This window comes from Polynucleobacter sp. VK25, from assembly GCF_018687355.1.
In the GTDB taxonomy this organism is placed as follows: Bacteria; Pseudomonadota; Gammaproteobacteria; order Burkholderiales; family Burkholderiaceae; genus Polynucleobacter.
Genome location: NZ_CP061288.1, coordinates 1,324,084 through 1,342,691 on the forward strand (window position 1 = coordinate 1,324,084; position 18,608 = coordinate 1,342,691).

Below are 18,608 nucleotides of genomic sequence, written 5' to 3' on the forward strand. Positions count from 1 at the left end.
GCGCATGGGGTTTTGGTCCAAACTCTCTGCAGGCATTGATTACGTAAATCAGTTTTTAGGCAAGGCAGCCAGCATCATGATTTTGCTGTCTTGTGTCGTCTCCGCACTAAATGCCCTGCTGCGCTACGGGCTGGATATCAGCAATAACTGGCCACTGGAACTTCAGTGGTATCTCTTTGCTGCTGCAGTCATGCTCGGGGCTTCTTACACCCTCAAACGCAATGAGCATGTGCGAGTCGATTTGATTTACTCACAACTCTCAGACCGTGGACGCTTGTGGGTTGATCTCATTGGTCTAACCTTCTTTTTAATGCCAGCCTGTCTTCTGTTTACATGGCTTTCTTGGGCCACGCTCTTTTACCCATCATGGCTAGTCATGGAACACTCAATGAACTCTGGTGGTTTAGCGCGTTACCCCATTAAGTTTGTCGTGCCATTTGGCTTCTTCATGCTCAGCCTGCAAGGTGTTTCAGAAATCATTAAGCGTATCGGCGCCCTCAAAGGTGAGATCACTTTACCTGCCGAAGACCTTCATTACGAAAAGCCCATGCAATGATTCCATTGGAGTGGATGCCACCCTTAATGTTTGGTGGGCTAATCGTCTTTATGTTGATCGGCTTTCCGGTTGCCTTCTCGCTCATGGCTGCAGGTTTATTTTTCTCAGCTATTGCAATTAGCGAGGGATTCTTTGGTATCCCATTCTTACAAGCCATTCCGCAGCGGATCTTCGGTAGCGTACTCGCCAATGATCTACTGCTAGCAATTCCGTTCTTTACCTTTATGGGTGCCATCTTGGAGCGCTGTGGTCTTGCAGAAGAAATGCTCGACTCTATGGGACAACTCTTTGGGCGCGTTCGTGGCGGCCTTGGTTATTCAGTGATCATCGTTGGTTTTATATTGGGCGCCATTACTGGCACAGTAGCCGCTCAGGTGATCGCTATGGCGATGATCTCCTTACCAGTAATGATGCGTTACGGCTACAACATGCGCTACGCTACAGGCGTTTTAGCAGCCTCTGGAACGATTACGCAGCTAGTGCCACCTTCCTTGGTGCTCATTGTTTTAGCAGATCAACTAAAGACCCAAAGTGGCAGTGCTGATGTAGGCAGCATGTACTTGGGTGCATGGGGTCCATCGCTTATACAGATCGCTCTATTTGCCCTATACACTTTTTTCTTAAGCCGTGTTCGCCCCGATTATTTGCCGCCGGTGCCAGTGAGCGCCCTCACACTTAAAGGCTGGGCGCTTTGGAAAAAATGTCTCATGGGGATCATCCCATCTGCTGTCTTGATCTTCCTAGTTCTGGGCACCATCATGACTGGCATTGCCACCCCTACAGAATCTGGTGCCATGGGTGCAATGGGCGCACTCTTGCTTGCTTGGCTCCGACGCTCAAAGATTCCGAATCTGAAAGGCTTAGTACAAGAGGCCTATCAAAACACCATGCGCATTACAGCAATGGTGGTTTTCATTCTCATTGGATCAACCTGCTTCTCCGTCGTCTTTCAAGGCGTGGATGGCGGCTTCTGGGTTGAGGAACTCTTTTCCAATCTTCCCGGTGGTTGGATTGGATTCCTAGTCGTTGTAAATTTATTTGTTTTCTTCTTAGCCTTCTTCCTAGACTTCTTTGAGATTGCATTCATTGTTGTACCCATGCTTGCACCAGTAGCAGTGAAATTACTTTCACCCGTATTACTCGATTCCATGAATGGCAATCCTCAAGCAGCGGCTAGTGCAGCGCTAGTGTGGTTCGGCGTCATGCTCTGCGTGAACATGCAAACCTCTTTTATGCATCCGCCTTTTGGCTTTGCTCTCTTTTACCTCAGAGGAGTTGCACCTAAAGAGGTGAAGAGCAGCGATATCTATTGGGGTGCTTTGCCGTGGGTAGGGCTGCAGCTCATTATGGTCGTGCTTGTGATGACTTTTCCAGCACTGGTGACCACTTTCCTGGATAAACCCGCTGCAGTCGCTCAGAGTCAGGACTTTAACTTCACAGGCGAGGAAAATAAATCAGACACGCCAGCAAATAAAGTGGATGAAGATGCTCCGGTAAACTTTCAGCTAGATAAGCCGATTAAGTAAAAATCAGTTAGCCGGCAATTTTCCCGGGCCTACCAAAGTACCAGCCCTGGAAAAAGTCACAGCCCTTTAGTTGCAATAGTTCAAATTGCGCTTTGGTCTCAACGCCTTCCGCAACAACTTGGATACCTAGTGTTTTTGCTAGACTCAAAATATTATCTACGATAGCTTCATCATCTTTGTTAGATACCATCCCGGCAACAAATGATTTATCTAATTTAAGGTATTTGATAGGGAGTTTTTGCAAATACGCCAGCGAAGAATAACCTGTACCAAAATCATCCAACACAAATTTCACCCCTTTACTGCATAAACGCTCCATCACGCCAATAGCTAATTCAACATCCTCTAGAAAAGTTCCTTCGGTAACTTCTAAATGTATGCGCTCTAATGGAATCTGATATTGCTCAGCCAGCAAAATAAATTGGTCAGCAAACCGCAAACTCATTAGCTGATGGGCGCTGATATTAATCATCAAAACATAGTTGGGATGAGTGGCAGACAAGGTCCAGAGTGACTGATTGCTAAAAATATTTCTTAGGATCGATTCACCTACATCATTCATTTGCCCACTCTTCTCGGCAAATGGAATAAAGTCATCCGGCATAACCATTCCAAGCAAAGGATGCTTCCAACGAGCCAATGCTTCGTAGCCAATGCAATCTTGCTGGCGGTCCACTACTGGTTGAAATTCAACAAAAAATTGATCTTGCTCTGCCGCTTCTTTCAACCCCAACTGGAGTTCGTTTTTACGATCAAAGCTAGACTTTAAGTTTTCATCAAAAAATCGGTAAACAATGTGTGGGTCTTCTTTGGCCGCATACATAGCAATATCAGCATGCTTTAAGACCTCATCAAATTGTGAAGTCTCCCTACCAAAAACTACCGCCCCCATACTGGCAGATGCCCTCACAGTAATTTTGTTACCTAAATCGAATTCATCAGACAGGCTGACTATAATTCGCTTAATTCCCTCTTCAAGCGCTGCACGAGCCACCTCAGGAGTAGGTCCAAGCCGTTCAAATAAGATCAAATACTCATCACCGCCAATACGAGCAATCATATCTGTCGGGCGGATTGCGCGTTGAATGCGGTTGCCAAACTCTTTTAATAGTTTGTCGCCAATATGGTGACCATAGGTATCGTTCACTGACTTGAAGTCATCCAAGTCAAGATATGTCAAGCCAGAATAAACTCCTTCGCGGCTAGCTTCGCCGATAGCCCTGTGAATTCGGTCCTTAATATATTGGCGATTAGGCAACTTAGTAAGCGCATCAAAGAAGATGAGTTCTTCGATTTTTTCTTTTGATGCGATCTGATTACTCACATCATGAATTGCTCCGACCATTCGAATTGGGGTGCCATCGGGTGATTTTTCAACAACATCACCTCTATCCTCCACCCAAATTTGCCGTTGATCACATCGAAGCATTCGATACTGCATGCGGTACTCTTTTTTGCCTACTAAAGCATCCTGTAGACTTTCCATTACCTTAGGTAAGTCTTCGGGGTGGATGCGATTTTTATAATCCTCCACCGAAAAATAAGTTTGATTTGGATTCTCACCAAGCATATCAATCCAGCGATCGTTATGTTTTACTTCACCCGTTTGAATATTCCAGTCCCAGATACCATCGCCCGTTACATTTAGTACATGTTGCAAACGTTGTTCAGTTTGGTTTGCTTTTTGATTGGCGAAATTGACTTTGAGTTCATTGAATTGGACGAATAAATCACGTCTTTCTTTTTCCTCAATCCCGAGCACTAAGCCAGTAAATATTACATAGCGCGAGAGGCCCATCAACAGCAATACTATGTAGGTAACCGCATTGATCGGACCGCCCTGATACGCAAATCCAACACCTAAAAATATAATGGTTGAAAGCCTAATTAACCATATCAACCCACCCAGTAAATAAATTAGCGCTAAAACACCGCCAAACGGGTTTAAAGACTTTCGGTAGTATTGGTAAGAAAGAAAAAATCCGTACAGAAAAACACTGGCATTTAGCAAAGAAATAAGGGTTGGCTGATATTGATAACCATAAATGATGTCCACCAACATTAACGCCGCCACTGCAAGTAGTCCTGCGCCAGTGTTCTCGAGCGCTACTCTTTTGAAATTCCCAACCTTTCCAGAGAGATTCGAGATGGCATAGTTTGATAGCAACCCACCAACTAGAGCCAAAGCATTGCCTACCTTATAAGATATTAACTCTGGGATATATTCTCTTAGGGTCAATAAAATGACTCCAGTGCCAGTCGATACACAGCCAACAATCCAATAACTTACATAAGCAGGCCTGTTTTTCTTAAACTGAACCGCTAATAAAGCAGCCCCCGCATAAGAAAACATTGCGAAGAAGACAAACAGAGAAAAGATGAAGCTTCCTGTATTCATTGATTTACTGAAATCAAACAGTCTTTAAGGACCCTAGATTATTTCTAAAAATTAAGAGTTTTAATCATAAACCCTCTCCAATAATCTAGCTGTCCCATACAGAAAATGGGGAGATTAGCACTTAAATTGCCAACCATGCATCAACCATCCTTTGAATGCATTAAAGGGTTTTCCCCAAATTCGTGCCAAGAGTGGGTCTTTGTCTTAAAAATCCATTACGCTATGGGAAATTTAATATGGTTAAAAAAAATAAACTTTCTCTCTTTAGTACGTAAGGCACTGCCAAATATTGTACTATCGGCCACCCTTAGCGGTTGCGGCTCAGCCGGCGCTCCAGACTTTAGTCAGATGTCAGCCAAATACGCCAATATCTTGGAGCAATATCAGATCAATATGATTTTTCAGAACATCTTGCGCTCTTCTGAAAATCGTCCCGTCAGCTTTTTAGATATGCCAACCATCAATGGCTCGGGTTCTATTACGACCACACCATATGCGAGTGCATTCTTTACAGGCGGCATCATTCCCTACAATTCTAGCTACCTCCCAATTAATGGAGGCTTAACTAACATTACTCCCGGAGTATCGCTCTCAATTGGAAACAGCTTTAACTTTACCCAATCCTCTTTAGATAACGCAGTATTTTGGAAGGGATATCTTAACGAGCTTCCAATAGAGATGGTCAAGTATTTCGAACACAATCACATTCCCAAAGAAGTTCTCTTGAGTCTAGTAGTTGATGAGATCATCTTCACCAAACCAGATGGAGAATCACTCACTCTTATCAATAATCCATTAAGACCAGACCATCCAGAATTTCAGAAACATCTATATAAGTTGATTTCATATGGGCTCGGAGCATATCTCGTCGATACCTCACAAAAAATTGGCCCTCCTTTAACTGTTGCTAATCTAAAATCTACTTTTGGCGAAAATGCTTTTGAGGCGATGAAAGACTCTGGAATCGTATTGCAAAAAGTTGGCGGCAGCTCTGAAATTAAATTTCAACCAATACAAGTTTCCAAAAAATATAAGCTTTGCATTAATGCCAATAAGTATGAGAACTTTGTTCGCCAGGAATACGGCGACGAAATATTTTGCCAGGAGACCCTTGCGCAAGATATAAATAAGCCTAATGCCCAGAAAAAAATACAGCCCAAACTCAACATTCGTATCCGCTCGACTAATAATATTTTTGAGTATTTGGGTCAAGTTACAAAAGCTCAGCTAGCTGAAAATTCTTATATGGTTACCTTGCCGCCGACAGCAACAACCTTTAGCAGCAAAACGAATAACTCAAATGAATACGCTATTTTTGTGGTGTATAAAAATCAATCTTCGACTCGTCCTTTTTCAAGCATTGAAAGCTTAGATGGCAATACCTACAGTATCCCTAGTGAAAACAATGGTTACTCACCGCTCACCATTAAGTTGCTCTCGCAATTTATGTCATTGCAAAAGATTCCGGGAAGCATCCCAGCATCACCATCGGTATTGCTGAAGTAAGAAACACCTGCGATAGCAATAAATAAGGCCCCTAGGGGCCTTATTTATTAGAGAGTGATATCTCGCTCCTGCCTGACACAGTCAACGTAGTACTCGCTCTTGCCATCGACATTGGTTTTAACCAATCCATGAATATCCGTCTCAAATCCAGGGAACTTCTCATTAAAGTCTCTAGCAAAATAGAGATAGTCAATGATGCGTTTATTAAAGCGCTCGCCAGGAATCAGCAATGGAATACCTGGAGGGTATGGCGTTACTAGCATTGCAGTCACGCGGCCTTCTAGTTGATCGAGAGGTACGCGATCTACCTGTTTGTGCGCCATCTTAGCCCAAGCTTCTGAAGGCATCATGGCTGGAACCATGTCCGAGGTGTACATCTCAGTAGTCATACGCGCTACATCACGGCTCTTATAGAACTCATGAATTTGCTGGCAAATATCTTTCAAGCCAACACGCTCATAGCGTGGGTGCTTGGCAACAAACTCAGGTAATACTTTCCACAAAGGCGCATTTTTATCAAAGTGATCTTTGAATTGCTGCAACTCAGTTACGAGCGTATTCCAGCGACCTTTTGTAATACCGATCGTGAACATGATGAAGAAGGAGTACAGACCGCACTTCTCCACGATAACGCCATGCTCAGCAAGATACTTCGTTACGATGCTAGCCGGAATGCCCATGGAACCGAAATTGCCTTCGATGTCTAGACCAGGCGTAACAACTGTAGCTTTGATTGGGTCAAGCATATTGAAGTCTTTAGCCAATTTGCCAAAGTCATGCCATGCGGCTGATGGCTCCAGAATCCAATCGGAACGCTCGCCAATACCCTCTTCCGCTAAATGATCTGGGCCCCAAACCTTAAACCACCAATCAGCGCCAAACTTATCATCCACTTCACGCATCGCGCGACGGAAGTCCATGGCTTCGGCAATGGATTCTTCAACTAGGGTTGTGCCACCAGGTGACTCCATCATGGCTGCAGAAACGTCACATGAAGCAATAATGGCGTACTGAGGGCTAGTGGAGGTATGCATCAAATAGGCTTCATTGAAGCAATCACGATCCAGCTTGGTATCTTCTGCGTCCTGCACCAATACCTGTGAAGCTTGAGATAGGCCAGCGAGTAACTTGTGAGTTGACTGGGTAGCAAACATCAAACTCTTCTTGGTGCGCTTGCGATCTGAACCGATTGCATGCATATCTTTGTAGAAGGGATGGAAAGCGGCATGTGGCAACCATGCTTCGTCGAAATGTAATGAATCTACTTTGCCGTCCAACATCTCTTTAATCATCTCGACGTTGTAAACGATACCGTCATAAGTACTTTGCGTCAATGTCATGACGCGAGGCACTACGTTTTTATCTTTGATGAATGGATTGGCATCGATTTTCTTCTGGATGTTTTTCCACTCAAACTCTTCTTTGGGGATTGGGCCAATAATGCCCAAATGATTACGAGTAGGCATCAAGAAAATAGGAATCGCGCCCATCATGGTGATGGAATGAATGACCGACTTATGACAGTTGCGGTCTACCAACACCACGTCGCCAGGGGCAACAGTGGAGTGCCACACAATTTTGTTTGAAGTCGATGTGCCATTAGTAACAAAGAACAAATGGTCTGCATTAAAGATGCGCGCTGCATTGCGCTCACTCTGCAGCACTGGGCCAGTATGGTCTAGCAGCTGACCCAACTCTTCTACTGCATTGCAAACGTCAGCACGCAGCATGTTCTCACCAAAGAACTGATGAAACATACGGCCCACCGGACTCTTTAAGAAAGCAACGCCACCAGAGTGGCCCGGGCAATGCCAAGAATACGAACCTTCAGAAGCGTAATTGGTTAATGCGCGGAAGAATGGCGGCGCCAATGAATCTAAATACACCTTAGCTTCACGAATAATATGACGTGCCACGAACTCTGGAGTGTCTTCATTCATATGAATGAAGCCATGCAACTCACGCAAGATGTCATTTGGCATATGACGTGAAGTGCGAGTCTCACCATATAAGAAGATCGGAATATCTTCGTTACGCTTACGTACTTCAGTAATAAAGGCGCGCAAGTTATTGAGGGCTGGAAGATCATTATCTTCAGAGTCAGAATCAAACTCCTCATCATCAATTGAGACAATGAATGAGGATGCACGAGAAGCTTGCTGCGCAAATGAAGTTAGGTCGCCGTAGCTGGTTAAGCCAATAACTTCCATACCCTCATTCTCGATCGCCTCGGCGAGGTCACGAATTCCCGAGCCTGAAATATTTTCAGAACGAAAGTCCTCATCAATAATGATGATTGGGAAACGAAATTTCATAAAAACTCCCCTACTAACTGATCCGAAGTACTCGGAATCCACTTATCAAAATTGGTGAGATCGATTACCCGACCACCATCTGGCAAAACTGAGACTATATCGACGAAGGTCGCATTTTGCTGCACATTTCTAGGCAAGTAAACATGGCGCGCATAAACCTGATTGGCTAAGCTCTCATGGTAGCCCGTAAAGGTAATCAGCAAATGCCACTGTTGATCTACTGAAGCATTACCCAAATACTCCTTAAGGGCGCTATTCTCGTCCACACTATGCATTGCTGTCCAGGTTAACGAGAAAACTGGGCTTTCAGAACGATGGAGCTGCAGCTCAACTGAGCGGCGATAGCGCTCACCTTCACTAGTCATACTCTCGGCAATCAACCACAAACGTAATTGCGCTTCCACAATGTGCGAGCTACGATCGTTAGCAACACGAAACTTAAAGGTTTTAACGCCATCGTGATTGCCAACTACTGCCACCTTAGAAAAACGTACACCTGCAGTCGGCCTAGTAAAGCGTGCAAAGGCTAAGCCAGTAGTTAAAGCTGAATAAACAATTCCAAAGAATGCTTCAAACGTCACGATTGCATTTGGCCAATTTCCTACTGGCGTCATACGACCATAGCCAATAGTTGCCATTGTTTGAACGCTGAAGAAAAAGACATCAAGCAAAGAACCTGGTTGAGCATGGGTAATGGCACTATCACCACATGCTAAATAAGCAAAAGCAAATAGGAGGTTTGTGCCCAAATAAACCAAGACCACTAGCAGCAAGAAGCTGCCCCAGCCAGTACCTAACAACCAATGGTAAAAATTATTCTCAGGGCGCGCTATTTCGGAGCGCGAAAGTGTGGCGCGATATTCCTCTAGATTAATCCGCGTTGGACGGCGATTAAATAGAAATTTGCGCACTGCCGTAATGACTTAGGTCTTAGGCAGGGTAACGCCCCGCTGACCTTGATACTTACCACCACGATCTTTGTAAGATGTGCCACACACTTCATCGCTTTCAAAGAACAGTACTTGAGCGCAACCTTCACCAGCATAAATCTTGGCTGGCAGTGGCGTTGTGTTTGAGAACTCTAAAGTGACATAACCTTCCCACTCTGGTTCGAATGGAGTCACGTTCACAATAATGCCGCAACGCGCATAAGTACTCTTACCAACGCAAACGGTTAAAACGCTACGTGGAATCTTGAAGTACTCAACCGTTCTTGCAAGTGCAAATGAATTCGGAGGAATGATGCAAACGTCACCCTTGAAATCAACGAAGGATTGTTCATCGAAATTCTTTGGGTCAACGATGGTGCTGTTGATATTGGTGAAGATTTTGAATTCGTCTGCGCAACGAATGTCATAGCCATAGCTTGAAGTGCCATAACTTACGATTTTGTTACCGGCGGCGTCTTGGCGAACTTGCCCAGGTTCAAATGGGCTGATCATGCCTTGCTCGCCCATGCGGCGGATCCAGTGGTCAGATTTAATAGTCATGGGCGAATTGTAAAACCATCGCCCTCACCTGCCCATGAATTTATTGGGGTTTTTGGGTAAAAACGACCCTCTCCGGGGCGTTATAGATCTCAAAGTGTTTGCCGGAGCAGCGAGAGAGGATGGTCAGATTGGTCTTGCGCGCCAGCTCAAGACCCATCAAGGTCACGCCCGAGCGGGTCAGGAGGAAAGGGATACCCATCTGGGCGCCCTTGATGACCATCTCGGAGGTCAGGCGTCCAGTAGTAAAGAAAACTAAATCCTTGCCAGGCCTATTGGCCAACCACATCAAGCCAGAAATCGAGTCGACCGCATTGTGCCGACCCACATCCTCGATGAAATGCAGAAGGCGTACACCCTCATTGCCGTCTCGCTCAAAAACTGCACAGGCATGGACCGAGCCGGACTTCTTGTAAATCGAGTCATGAATCCGAATGGAATCAATCAAGGCAACTATTGCCTCTTGGGATAGCGCCGGACCTTCGGGAAGCTGGATCGCATCCATCTCCTCAATCAAGCCGCCAAACATGGTTCCTTGACCGCAACCCGTCGTGACTACCCGCTTACTGGTCAGGGCATCAATATCTACCGTACTCCGACGGGTTTTCACTGCAGCCGAGTCCGTCTCCCAGTCCACCTGAATGCTCTCAATATCGTCCGGAGACTCCACAAGGCGCTGATTACGCAAATAACCCAAGACCAGAGCCTCTGGGGCACTGCCCAGCGTCATGAGTGTGACGACTTCACGCTTATCTAGGTAAATCGTTAAAGGGCGCTCACCGGGAATATAGGTCTTTTTAAGACGCCCCATCTCATCCATGACCTCGACCTCATGCACCACGGGCACGGAGGCATGGGACATCTGAATGGTCGGTTTTGCTGCCATAAATACTCTCTAAGGTGAGGCTGAACTGAAGTTTATCGGGGTTTATGAAGACTTCACGGGGTTTTACTTTAACCGCAGACTAAAATCATTGCTTAAGCCAGCATAATGGAGTGCTGTGCCTGATTTACCTGTTTACCCTTTTTATTGACCTTCTTATTTAAGTCCGCATTACATGAGCAGTTCCCAACGCCGCCTTCTTGTTACCTCCGCCTTACCGTATGCCAATGGTCAGATCCATATCGGCCATCTAGTTGAATACGTACAGACCGATATTTGGGTGCGCTTTCAGAGAATGCGTGGCCATGAAGTGCATTACGTTGGCGCCGATGACACACACGGCACGCCCATCATGCTCCGCGCTGAAAAAGAAGGCCTGACACCAAAAGAACTTATCGCTAATGTTTGGAAAGAGCATAAGCGTGACTTTGATAACTTCCTCATCTCATTTGATAACTACTACACGACCGATAGCCCTGAGAATGAAAAGTTATCTCAAGATATCTACATCAAGTTACGCGATGCAGGCCTGATTGAGAAGCGCGCAATTGAGCAAGCTTACGATCCCGTTAAAGAAATGTTTTTACCCGATCGCTTTATTAAGGGCGAGTGCCCTAAGTGCGGCGCCAAAGATCAATACGGTGATAACTGTGAAAAATGTGGTGCAACGTATTCACCTACTGATTTAAAGAATCCTTTCTCAGTAGTGAGCGGTGCAACACCGATCAAAAAGATTTCAGATCACTACTTCTTTAAGTTATCCGACCCACGTTGCGAAGAATTCTTACGCGACTGGACGCAGGTAAAAACACCTTTGCAGCCAGAAGCCCGCAATAAGATGAAAGAATGGGTTGGTCAGCCAGGCGAAAGTAAGTTGGGCGACTGGGATATCTCCCGCGACGCCCCGTATTTCGGCTTTGAGATCCCTGATGCACCAGGCAAGTACTTCTATGTTTGGCTTGATGCCCCGATTGGTTATTACGCTAGTTTCCTCAATTATTGCCAGTCTAAAGGCCTTAATTTTGATGAGTGGGTCAAGCCCGATACCACTACTGAGCAATACCATTTCATCGGTAAAGATATTTTGTATTTCCATACCTTGTTCTGGCCTGCCACACTGAAATTTTCTGGATACCGCACGCCAACCAATGTATTTGCACATGGCTTCTTAACTGTTGACGGTGAGAAGATGAGCAAGTCACGTGGCACACTTATATCTGCTAACAGCGTGATTGAGTGTGGCTTCAATCCTGAGTGGTTCCGTTATTACTTCGCAACTAAGCTGAATGACAGTATGGAAGATTTAGATTTAAATCTTCAAGACTTTGTTGCGCGTGTGAATAGTGACTTATTGGGTAAGTACATCAATATTGCAAGTCGTAGCGCTGGCTTCTTAGTGAAACGTTTTGGTGGCGTGGTTTCTGATGAAGCCATGAGTAACCCGCTACTGAAAGAGATCGCATCGTTCAGCGAAAAAATTGCTGAACTCTATGAGGGACGTGAGTACGCTAAAGCACTGCGTACCGTGATGGAACTTGCAGATAAAGTGAATAGCTTTGTCGATGAGAACAAGCCATGGGAAATTGCCAAAGATCCAGAACGTGAAGCCGATTTGCAAAGAGTCTGCAGCATTACCCTTGAGGCGTTCCGGATGCTGAGCCTTTATCTCAAGCCAGTGATTCCTCAAGTCACCGCTGGAGTGGAGGAGTTCTTCTCTTTATCGCCTCTTTCTTGGTCGGACATCAATACCCCGCTCTCCAGCAAGAACCCTATCAAGCCCTATAAGCACCTCATGACCCGGGTTGAAGCCCCTCAAATTGAGGCTTTGCTGGCTGCAAACTTGTAAAAATACCCCTAAAAAGCACCTATAATGGCGGTTGTAGTCACTAAGTAACTTTTCGAATTAATTTCATAAGTTATTGAATTTATTGAGTATTTTAGGAAACGCCATGGCAAGATATCAATCTGAAATCACCCAGTTCTTAACTGAACTCAAAACCGAGCATCCAAACCTCGAGGCTGAACAGCAAGCTGGTCGTGCCCTGCTTTGGGATAAAGAGCCATTGAGCGTTGAAGACCAGCGTCGTGCCAAAGCTGCAAAACTCAAGCAACGCGCTTACGTTTACTCGAATGACTAATTCAGAAAATGCAGCGGGCAATGAGCCTATGGCTCAGCCGATGTCGGATTTGCTAGACAGTACCCCATCGGTTACCGATGGCATGTCGGCTGCTTTCGCCAAACTGTATGGCGAACCACTTTTTAAGCTTCCTACTGATCTTTACATTCCACCAGATGCACTAGAAGTTTTTCTAGAAGCGTTTGAAGGTCCATTAGATCTATTGCTGTACCTCATTCGTAAGCAGAACTTCAACGTTCTAGATATTCCAATGGCACAGGTTACTCAGCAGTACCTGAGTTATGTTGATCAAATCCGCCATCACAATCTTGAGCTAGCTGCCGAGTATCTGCTCATGGCTGCGATGTTGATTGAAATTAAATCTCGCATGCTCTTGCCGATGAAGAAGGCAGACAGCGAAGAAGAAGTAGAAGATCCGCGCGCAGAATTAGTGCGTCGTCTCTTAGAGTACGAGCGCATGAAGCTTGCTGCACAGGAGCTCGATCAGATCCCACAACAAGGTCGCGACTTCCAAGTAGCGCATGGCTATGTCGATACTACCGTAGCCATTGCGTGGCCAGACGTCAATGTAGAAGACTTGCAAATGGCTTGGCGTGATGTTTTACACCGTGCCAAACTCACCCAGCATCACACCATTACTCGCGAAGAATTATCGGTGCGTGACTTTATGACCCGCATCTTGCGCCGCTTACAGAGCACTAAGTTTGTAGAGTTCAGCGAGTTATTTGAAGAAGCCATTAACTCTGGTAAAGGCATACCGGTGGTGATCGTGAACTTCATTGCGATGCTTGAGCTCTCACGTGAAGCCTTAGTCGAAATTACTCAAGCTGAGCCTTATGCCCCAATTTACGTGCGCCTTGCCTACACGCCTGTTGCATGAAAATCATTAGCGACATACAAGAATTACGTGACCACCTAAGAGGTCAAAACCGCGCTTCATTTGTACCGACCATGGGTAACCTCCATGAAGGCCATCTTTCATTGATGCGTCTAGCAAGACAGCATGGTGACCCTGTAGTAGCGAGCATCTTTGTAAACCGTTTGCAGTTTGGTCCTAACGAAGATTTTGATAGCTACCCACGCACCATGCAGGCAGATATCGATAAACTGGAAAAAGAAGGTGTCTACATCCTCTTTGCACCGACTGAGCGAGATCTATACCCACAGCCACAAGAGTATCGAGTCGATCCACCGCAACAGCTAGGCGACATCCTGGAGGGTGAGTTCCGCCCCGGTTTCTTTAAGGGTGTTTGCACCGTTGTACTCAAGCTCTTTTCTTGCGTGCAGCCTAAGGTTGCCGTGTTTGGCAAAAAAGATTACCAACAGCTAATGATTATTCGTCAGATGGCTAAGCAATTTGCCCTACCAGTCGACATCATTCCTGGTGAAACCATTCGTGCGGAAGATGGCCTTGCCCTCTCCTCTCGCAATGGCTACCTTTCAGTTGAAGAGCGGGCTGAAGCACCTGAGCTCATGAAGGCTTTAAAAGAGGTGCGCCAGCGCGTACTTGACTTAAATGTACGCGATGCAAAGACCATCTCTGAAATTGAGAAATTAGCAGTTGCCTCTTTAGCAAACCGTGGTTGGCATCCGGATTACATCGCCATTCGTCAGCAAAGCGATTTAGCCCCTGCAAGCAATGAGCAATTACAAGCTGGTGAGCCTCTAGTTATTTTGACGGCAGCTAAGCTTGGTAAGACACGCTTGATAGATAACCTTGAGATTTAAATCGAGGGATTGATTAAGCCCTAGTTAGGGCTTCAATAGCTTTGATGTTATCTAAAGAGTGGTCAAACTCTTTTAACAAGCTATCGCGCTGACCGATTTCGAAATCCGCAAATTCAAATCCGGGTGCTACAGCACAGCTCACCAAGCAAAACGAGTCTTGTAGCATGGGTTTGGCAGCAAACCAAGTATTGGCAGGAATAGTAGCCTGTAAGCATTTTGAATCCAGCCCCAATTGAATAGTTTGCAGTTCTTTATTCTTATCAAAGAAATAGATACTGACATCGCAGCCGCTATGAAAGTACCAGGTCTCATCGGATTTAATGCGATGCCATGATGAAAAATCTTCACTTGGAAGAAGGTAGTAAATACTGGTGTAGGCGCTCTTTTGTCCTGAGCCATCTGCACTAACAATGGTTGGTGATCGATACATTTCTCGATAAAAGCCACCCTCAGGATGCGGCAGAAGCCTGAGATCATCAACCAAGGAATTCACTGTTTGCATATGTTCCTATCGAGCTCTATATATTTTTGCAGCAGCATTTTGCTCGATGACTTTTTGCTTGAAGGCTGCGATCAATGCCTTCTGATTCAGACTTCTACGAGTCTTAAACCAGTAGAAGAATCCAAGCACTACAAACCATAATGGCAAGAAGTACAGCGCAATGCGCGTGTTCTCATTAAGTCCTAGGGCATAAACCACGATACCAAAAAATATGAATGCAACATAAGTCATTGTTTTACCCAGAGGGGTCTTAAACTTTGATTCGTCATGCGCTTGGGGTAGACGCTTGCGATATGCAAGATAGGAAAGCAAAATCATCGACCAAATGTAAATAAAGAGGATGGCTGTTACGCTGCCGACTAATTCAAAGGCGCTCATCATGGACTGTGTGGTTGTCAGTATCAGGGATGCTGACAATACAAGCCCTGTTCCAAAAAAGATACCTCCAGTTGGAATTTTATGGGAGGATAACTTTCCGAAAATTGCTGGCGCATGATGATTCTTTGCTAAGCCATACACCATGCGCGATGTGGCATAGATACCGCTGTTGCTTGATGAGGTAGCCGAACTAATGACCACCCCGTTAATCAAGGCTGCCGCACTCACCATGCCGACAAGCGAAAACATGCCAACAAAAGGACTTTCATCAGGAGAGATATCCACCCAGGGGGTCACCATCATTAAAACCATGACAGTGCCAATATAGAAAATCATGATGCGGAAAGGAATTTTATGAATCGCATCGGGCAGCATCCGCTCTGGATCCTTTGTTTCTGCCATCATGGTGCCAATGATTTCCATGCCAGCAAATGCGAATATGGCGGTCTGTAGGCCTCCCAGTAAGCCCGATACTCCATTAGGAAATAGTCCTCCGTAAGACCATAGATTGCTGATATGAGCGGTAACTCCACTCGGAGAAACAAAGCCGGTAATACATAAGTAAATCCCGAGAGCAATCAGACTAATAATGGCGACCACTTTGATAATGGCCAACCAAAACTCTAGCTCCCCAAATGCTTTAACACTAAGAATATTCAGAGTGAGCAATAAAAGCACAACAGAAAGAGCAGAGATCCAAGGGGGTAAGTTAGGCCACCAGAACGCGATATAGCCAGTAATCGCAATAATCTCAGCAATCGCAGCGACGATCCAGGCAAACCAATACGTCCAGCCCATAAAGAATCCTGCTGACGGCCCCAACAAGTCCTCACAAAAATCAACAAAGGATTTGTAATTGAGGTTCGATAGGAGTAACTCCCCCATCGCTCGCATCACAAAATATAAGATACAGCCAATGACGGCATAAATCAAAATGATGCTTGGGCCAGCAATGGATATGGTCTTGCCAGACCCCATAAATAAGCCCGTACCAATGCAGCCGCCGATAGCGATCATTTCAATTTGTCGCTGACCTAAACCACGCTCTAATTTATGATTACTTTCCATACAAGTCCAAGTTCTGGTGAAAATGAATTTAGCTGTCTTTAGCTATATTTAGCTAAGTTCAATTAATCGGTATTAGCACCCGTCGCTCAATCCTTCTAGCAACCAAGACTATGACGGAAACTAAGAGTAAATATACTAAAGCGGTGAGTAAGTAGGCTTTGAAGAACTGAAAATTAGTGGAAGCCAGCTCCTGCATGCGGGCAAAGAACTCGGTGTACTGAATCAAGAACGTAATCGAGCTGTCTTTGAGATTACCTATTACTTGATTGGTTAATGCTGGTACAGAGGTACGCAATACTTGCGGCAGAGTAATCAAGCGAAATACCTGCGAGGACTTAAAGCCTTGTGCTCTAGCAGCCTCTAACTGGGTCTTATCCAGCCCATTAAATGCCGTCTTTAGATATGCAGCGTTGTATGCAGCTACATTAAGGGTAAATCCGATCACCGCTACCGTAAATGGATTAAGTCGAACCCCCCATTGAGGGAGTCCGTAGTACATCAAGAACAAGAGCACGATCAAAGGCATGCCAATAAAAAAGGAAATGTACCCATTAATGGCATTACGGATGAAGGCATTCTTACTGAGCGTCAGATAAAAGACAACAACGCCCAACAAAAATCCCGTAACGCTAATGACAGCCGCTAATTGAAGTGTATTTACAAGTCCCGCCAGTATGAGGGGCATCTGCTCAAGAAGATCGCGTTCAAAACCGCTCCAAGACCCCGTCATGCCTACTCTCTCTTACCAAAAAAAGCTTGTAGCTCTGGATCGGAATGATTGTTGGCAAGAACTTCAATGCGTTCATCTGCGCGAATCACACCCCTGTCCAAAAATAGCACCCGATCTGAAATAGCGCTTGCTAGACCTAGATCATGGGTTACACAAATCATGGTGATCCCATTGTGATGAAGGCTGTTAATGAGATCACCCACATCACGAGACATGATGGGATCCAGTGCTGAGGTTGGCTCGTCCAGTAGCAATACGGCCGGGTCCATTGCTAAAGCTCTTGCAATAGCAACACGCTGCTTCTGTCCGCCCGATAACTGAGAAGGATATTTATTTTGATGGGGAGCCATCTCAAATCGAGATAACTCATGCAAGGCCTTTTCATTCGCCTCTTTGAGCCCCATGCCCTCTAACTTACGCAATGCTAATGTAACATTGTCCAATACGGTGAGATGGCTATACAAAGCAAATTGCTGAAATACAAAGCCAATCTGCTTGCGCAATTGCCGCACATCTACATTGGGGCCGAGGATCTCATTACCTTTGAATTGAATTGATCCGGAGGTAGGCTCTACCAAGCGATTTAAGCACCTCAAGAGGGTTGATTTACCGCTACCAGATGAACCCATCAGGACTTTCACTTCGCCCTGCTGTAAATCCAGATTAATCCCTGAAAGCACTGCTTGACCCTCAAATTTCTTAGTGAGGTCTCGGATGGTGATGACCGTCATACCGCAGCTTCTTTCATTTCTGGAATCTCATAATGCTTTTGAATGAGTTGAACCCCTAATAACAAAATCCGATAAATCACAAAGTAAAGTACTCCAACCATCAGATAAACATCAATTCCCTTGAGGGTATTGGCTGTCAATGTCATGGCTTCCTTGGTGATTTCTGGAATACCAACGGTATAGGCAAAAGGGGAATATTTCAGGACAGAGGTAAATTCATTGACCATGCCGGGAATGGCAAAGCGGAGCATCTGCGGAATCTCAATATAACGAAGCACCTGGATACGACTCATACCCATTGCTTGTGCAGCAACTATCTCGGTTGGGTCGACTGAATTAAATGCTCCACGAAAGACTTCTGTTAAATAGGCGCCAGCCACCAAACCCAAACTAAGCGCCATCGCCATTAAGGGTGGTGGCTTAATGCCTATTCCGGGAAGACCAAAGTACACCATGAATAACAGAACGAGTACTGGAACACCTCTAAAGATATAAGTGTAGATATCAATCAGAAATGAAACGCTTCTGATAGAGAGTCTATGCAAACTAGAAAGCAGTAGACCGACAACAAGGCCGGTCATACTGCAAACCAGTGTCACGATAACGGTGTAAACAACACCCTTACATAGCTCCAGCAGAATATCTAAAAGACTCATGACAAC

17 protein-coding genes are annotated in these 18,608 nt (G+C 45.3%); 7 read left to right on the forward strand and 10 right to left on the reverse strand.

Going from position 1 to position 18,608, the window contains the following annotated elements; genetic code table 11:
• Positions 1–4 precede the first annotated feature (4 nt).
• Together AOC21_RS06660 and AOC21_RS06665 are read left to right on the forward strand one after the other, a co-directional pair.
• Positions 5–556 (forward strand): TRAP transporter small permease subunit, encoded by a 552-nt coding sequence (locus AOC21_RS06660; protein ID WP_215391231.1) that lies wholly within the window; start codon positions 5–7, stop codon positions 554–556.
• On the forward strand, positions 553–2,082 hold the full coding sequence (locus AOC21_RS06665) for a TRAP transporter large permease subunit (protein WP_215391232.1): 1,530 nt from the start codon (positions 553–555) through the stop codon (positions 2,080–2,082). The genes AOC21_RS06660 and AOC21_RS06665 overlap by 4 nt, the downstream gene beginning before the upstream one ends.
• 7 nt (positions 2,083–2,089) lie before the next feature.
• Here the strand turns inward: AOC21_RS06665 and AOC21_RS06670 are convergent, their stop codons facing one another.
• Entirely contained in the window at positions 2,090–4,480 is a 2,391-nt protein-coding gene (locus AOC21_RS06670) for a bifunctional diguanylate cyclase/phosphodiesterase (RefSeq protein ID WP_215391233.1), read from the reverse strand.
• Between the two features lie 126 nt (positions 4,481–4,606).
• Here AOC21_RS06670 and AOC21_RS06675 point away from each other — a divergent pair, with 126 nt between their 5' ends.
• On the forward strand, positions 4,607–5,986 hold the full coding sequence (locus tag AOC21_RS06675) for a hypothetical protein (protein WP_215391234.1): 1,380 nt from the start codon (positions 4,607–4,609) through the stop codon (positions 5,984–5,986).
• 47 nt (positions 5,987–6,033) lie between these two features.
• On the opposite strand, the gene AOC21_RS06680 is transcribed toward AOC21_RS06675, so the two are convergent.
• The 4 genes from AOC21_RS06680 to AOC21_RS06695 are packed head-to-tail and all read right to left on the reverse strand — an operon-like array spanning position 6,034 to position 10,674.
• The gene (locus tag AOC21_RS06680; RefSeq protein WP_215391235.1) at positions 6,034–8,301 is read right to left on the reverse strand and encodes an arginine/lysine/ornithine decarboxylase; all 2,268 of its coding nucleotides are present in this window, start codon (positions 8,299–8,301) and stop codon (positions 6,034–6,036) included.
• Positions 8,298–9,212, reverse strand: a complete 915-nt coding sequence (locus AOC21_RS06685) for an ion channel (RefSeq protein ID WP_215391236.1) — start codon at positions 9,210–9,212, stop codon at positions 8,298–8,300. Before AOC21_RS06685 ends, AOC21_RS06680 begins: the two co-directional genes overlap by 4 nt.
• A 12-nt stretch (positions 9,213–9,224) precedes the next feature.
• Positions 9,225–9,791: a dCTP deaminase gene (gene dcd, locus AOC21_RS06690; protein WP_071464932.1), complete on the reverse strand. Its 567-nt coding sequence runs from the start codon at positions 9,789–9,791 to the stop codon at positions 9,225–9,227.
• Positions 9,792–9,831: 40 nt separating this feature from the next.
• On the reverse strand, positions 9,832–10,674 hold the full coding sequence (locus AOC21_RS06695) for a formate dehydrogenase accessory sulfurtransferase FdhD (RefSeq protein ID WP_215391237.1): 843 nt from the start codon (positions 10,672–10,674) through the stop codon (positions 9,832–9,834).
• Positions 10,675–10,846: 172 nt separating this feature from the next.
• Here AOC21_RS06695 and metG point away from each other — a divergent pair, with 172 nt between their 5' ends.
• The 4 genes from metG (at position 10,847) to panC (ending at position 14,537) form a co-directional block, all read left to right on the forward strand.
• On the forward strand, positions 10,847–12,517 hold the full coding sequence (metG, locus tag AOC21_RS06700) for a methionine--tRNA ligase (RefSeq protein ID WP_215391238.1): 1,671 nt from the start codon (positions 10,847–10,849) through the stop codon (positions 12,515–12,517).
• Between the two features lie 103 nt (positions 12,518–12,620).
• Positions 12,621–12,809: a DUF3460 family protein gene (locus AOC21_RS06705; RefSeq protein WP_215320373.1), complete on the forward strand. Its 189-nt coding sequence runs from the start codon at positions 12,621–12,623 to the stop codon at positions 12,807–12,809.
• A gap of 28 nt (positions 12,810–12,837) precedes the next feature.
• A complete protein-coding gene (locus AOC21_RS06710) occupies positions 12,838–13,689 on the forward strand; it encodes a ScpA family protein (RefSeq protein WP_251371613.1) in 852 nt (283 codons plus the stop codon).
• Positions 13,686–14,537: a pantoate--beta-alanine ligase gene (gene panC / locus AOC21_RS06715; RefSeq protein ID WP_215391240.1), complete on the forward strand. Its 852-nt coding sequence runs from the start codon at positions 13,686–13,688 to the stop codon at positions 14,535–14,537. Before AOC21_RS06710 ends, panC begins: the two co-directional genes overlap by 4 nt.
• A gap of 13 nt (positions 14,538–14,550) precedes the next feature.
• On the opposite strand, the gene AOC21_RS06720 is transcribed toward panC, so the two are convergent.
• Genes AOC21_RS06720 through AOC21_RS06740 form a run of 5 tightly spaced genes read right to left on the reverse strand, consistent with a single transcriptional unit; the run spans position 14,551 to position 18,602 of the window.
• Positions 14,551–15,039, reverse strand: coding sequence for a cupin domain-containing protein (locus tag AOC21_RS06720; RefSeq protein ID WP_215391241.1), 489 nt, complete (start codon positions 15,037–15,039; stop codon positions 14,551–14,553).
• A gap of 6 nt (positions 15,040–15,045) precedes the next feature.
• Entirely contained in the window at positions 15,046–16,485 is a 1,440-nt protein-coding gene (locus AOC21_RS06725) for an amino acid permease (protein ID WP_215391242.1), read from the reverse strand.
• Between the two features lie 58 nt (positions 16,486–16,543).
• The gene (locus AOC21_RS06730) at positions 16,544–17,215 is read right to left on the reverse strand and encodes an amino acid ABC transporter permease (RefSeq protein WP_215391243.1); all 672 of its coding nucleotides are present in this window, start codon (positions 17,213–17,215) and stop codon (positions 16,544–16,546) included.
• Between the two features lie 2 nt (positions 17,216–17,217).
• Entirely contained in the window at positions 17,218–17,946 is a 729-nt protein-coding gene (locus tag AOC21_RS06735) for an amino acid ABC transporter ATP-binding protein (RefSeq protein ID WP_215391244.1), read from the reverse strand.
• A complete protein-coding gene (locus AOC21_RS06740) occupies positions 17,943–18,602 on the reverse strand; it encodes an amino acid ABC transporter permease (RefSeq protein ID WP_215391245.1) in 660 nt (219 codons plus the stop codon). Before AOC21_RS06740 ends, AOC21_RS06735 begins: the two co-directional genes overlap by 4 nt.
• Between the last annotated feature and the right edge of the window lie 6 nt (positions 18,603–18,608).

Bases quoted from the DNA above. Each gene is read 5' to 3' on its own strand.
- AOC21_RS06660 (WP_215391231.1), top strand. From the start codon at position 5: ATGGGGTTTTGGTCCAAACTCTCTGCAGGCATTGATTACGTAAATCAG.
- AOC21_RS06665 (WP_215391232.1), top strand. From the start codon at position 553: ATGATTCCATTGGAGTGGATGCCACCCTTAATGTTTGGTGGGCTAATC.
- AOC21_RS06670 (WP_215391233.1), bottom strand. From the start codon at position 4,480: ATGAATACAGGAAGCTTCATCTTTTCTCTGTTTGTCTTCTTCGCAATG.
- AOC21_RS06680 (WP_215391235.1), bottom strand. From the start codon at position 8,301: ATGAAATTTCGTTTCCCAATCATCATTATTGATGAGGACTTTCGTTCT.
- dcd (WP_071464932.1), bottom strand. From the start codon at position 9,791: ATGACTATTAAATCTGACCACTGGATCCGCCGCATGGGCGAGCAAGGC.
- AOC21_RS06695 (WP_215391237.1), bottom strand. From the start codon at position 10,674: ATGGCAGCAAAACCGACCATTCAGATGTCCCATGCCTCCGTGCCCGTG.
- metG (WP_215391238.1), top strand. From the start codon at position 10,847: ATGAGCAGTTCCCAACGCCGCCTTCTTGTTACCTCCGCCTTACCGTAT.
- AOC21_RS06705 (WP_215320373.1), top strand. From the start codon at position 12,621: ATGGCAAGATATCAATCTGAAATCACCCAGTTCTTAACTGAACTCAAA.
- AOC21_RS06710 (WP_251371613.1), top strand. From the start codon at position 12,838: ATGGCTCAGCCGATGTCGGATTTGCTAGACAGTACCCCATCGGTTACC.
- panC (WP_215391240.1), top strand. From the start codon at position 13,686: ATGAAAATCATTAGCGACATACAAGAATTACGTGACCACCTAAGAGGT.
- AOC21_RS06720 (WP_215391241.1), bottom strand. From the start codon at position 15,039: ATGCAAACAGTGAATTCCTTGGTTGATGATCTCAGGCTTCTGCCGCAT.
- AOC21_RS06725 (WP_215391242.1), bottom strand. From the start codon at position 16,485: ATGGAAAGTAATCATAAATTAGAGCGTGGTTTAGGTCAGCGACAAATT.
- AOC21_RS06730 (WP_215391243.1), bottom strand. From the start codon at position 17,215: ATGACGGGGTCTTGGAGCGGTTTTGAACGCGATCTTCTTGAGCAGATG.
- AOC21_RS06735 (WP_215391244.1), bottom strand. From the start codon at position 17,946: ATGACGGTCATCACCATCCGAGACCTCACTAAGAAATTTGAGGGTCAA.
- AOC21_RS06740 (WP_215391245.1), bottom strand. From the start codon at position 18,602: ATGAGTCTTTTAGATATTCTGCTGGAGCTATGTAAGGGTGTTGTTTAC.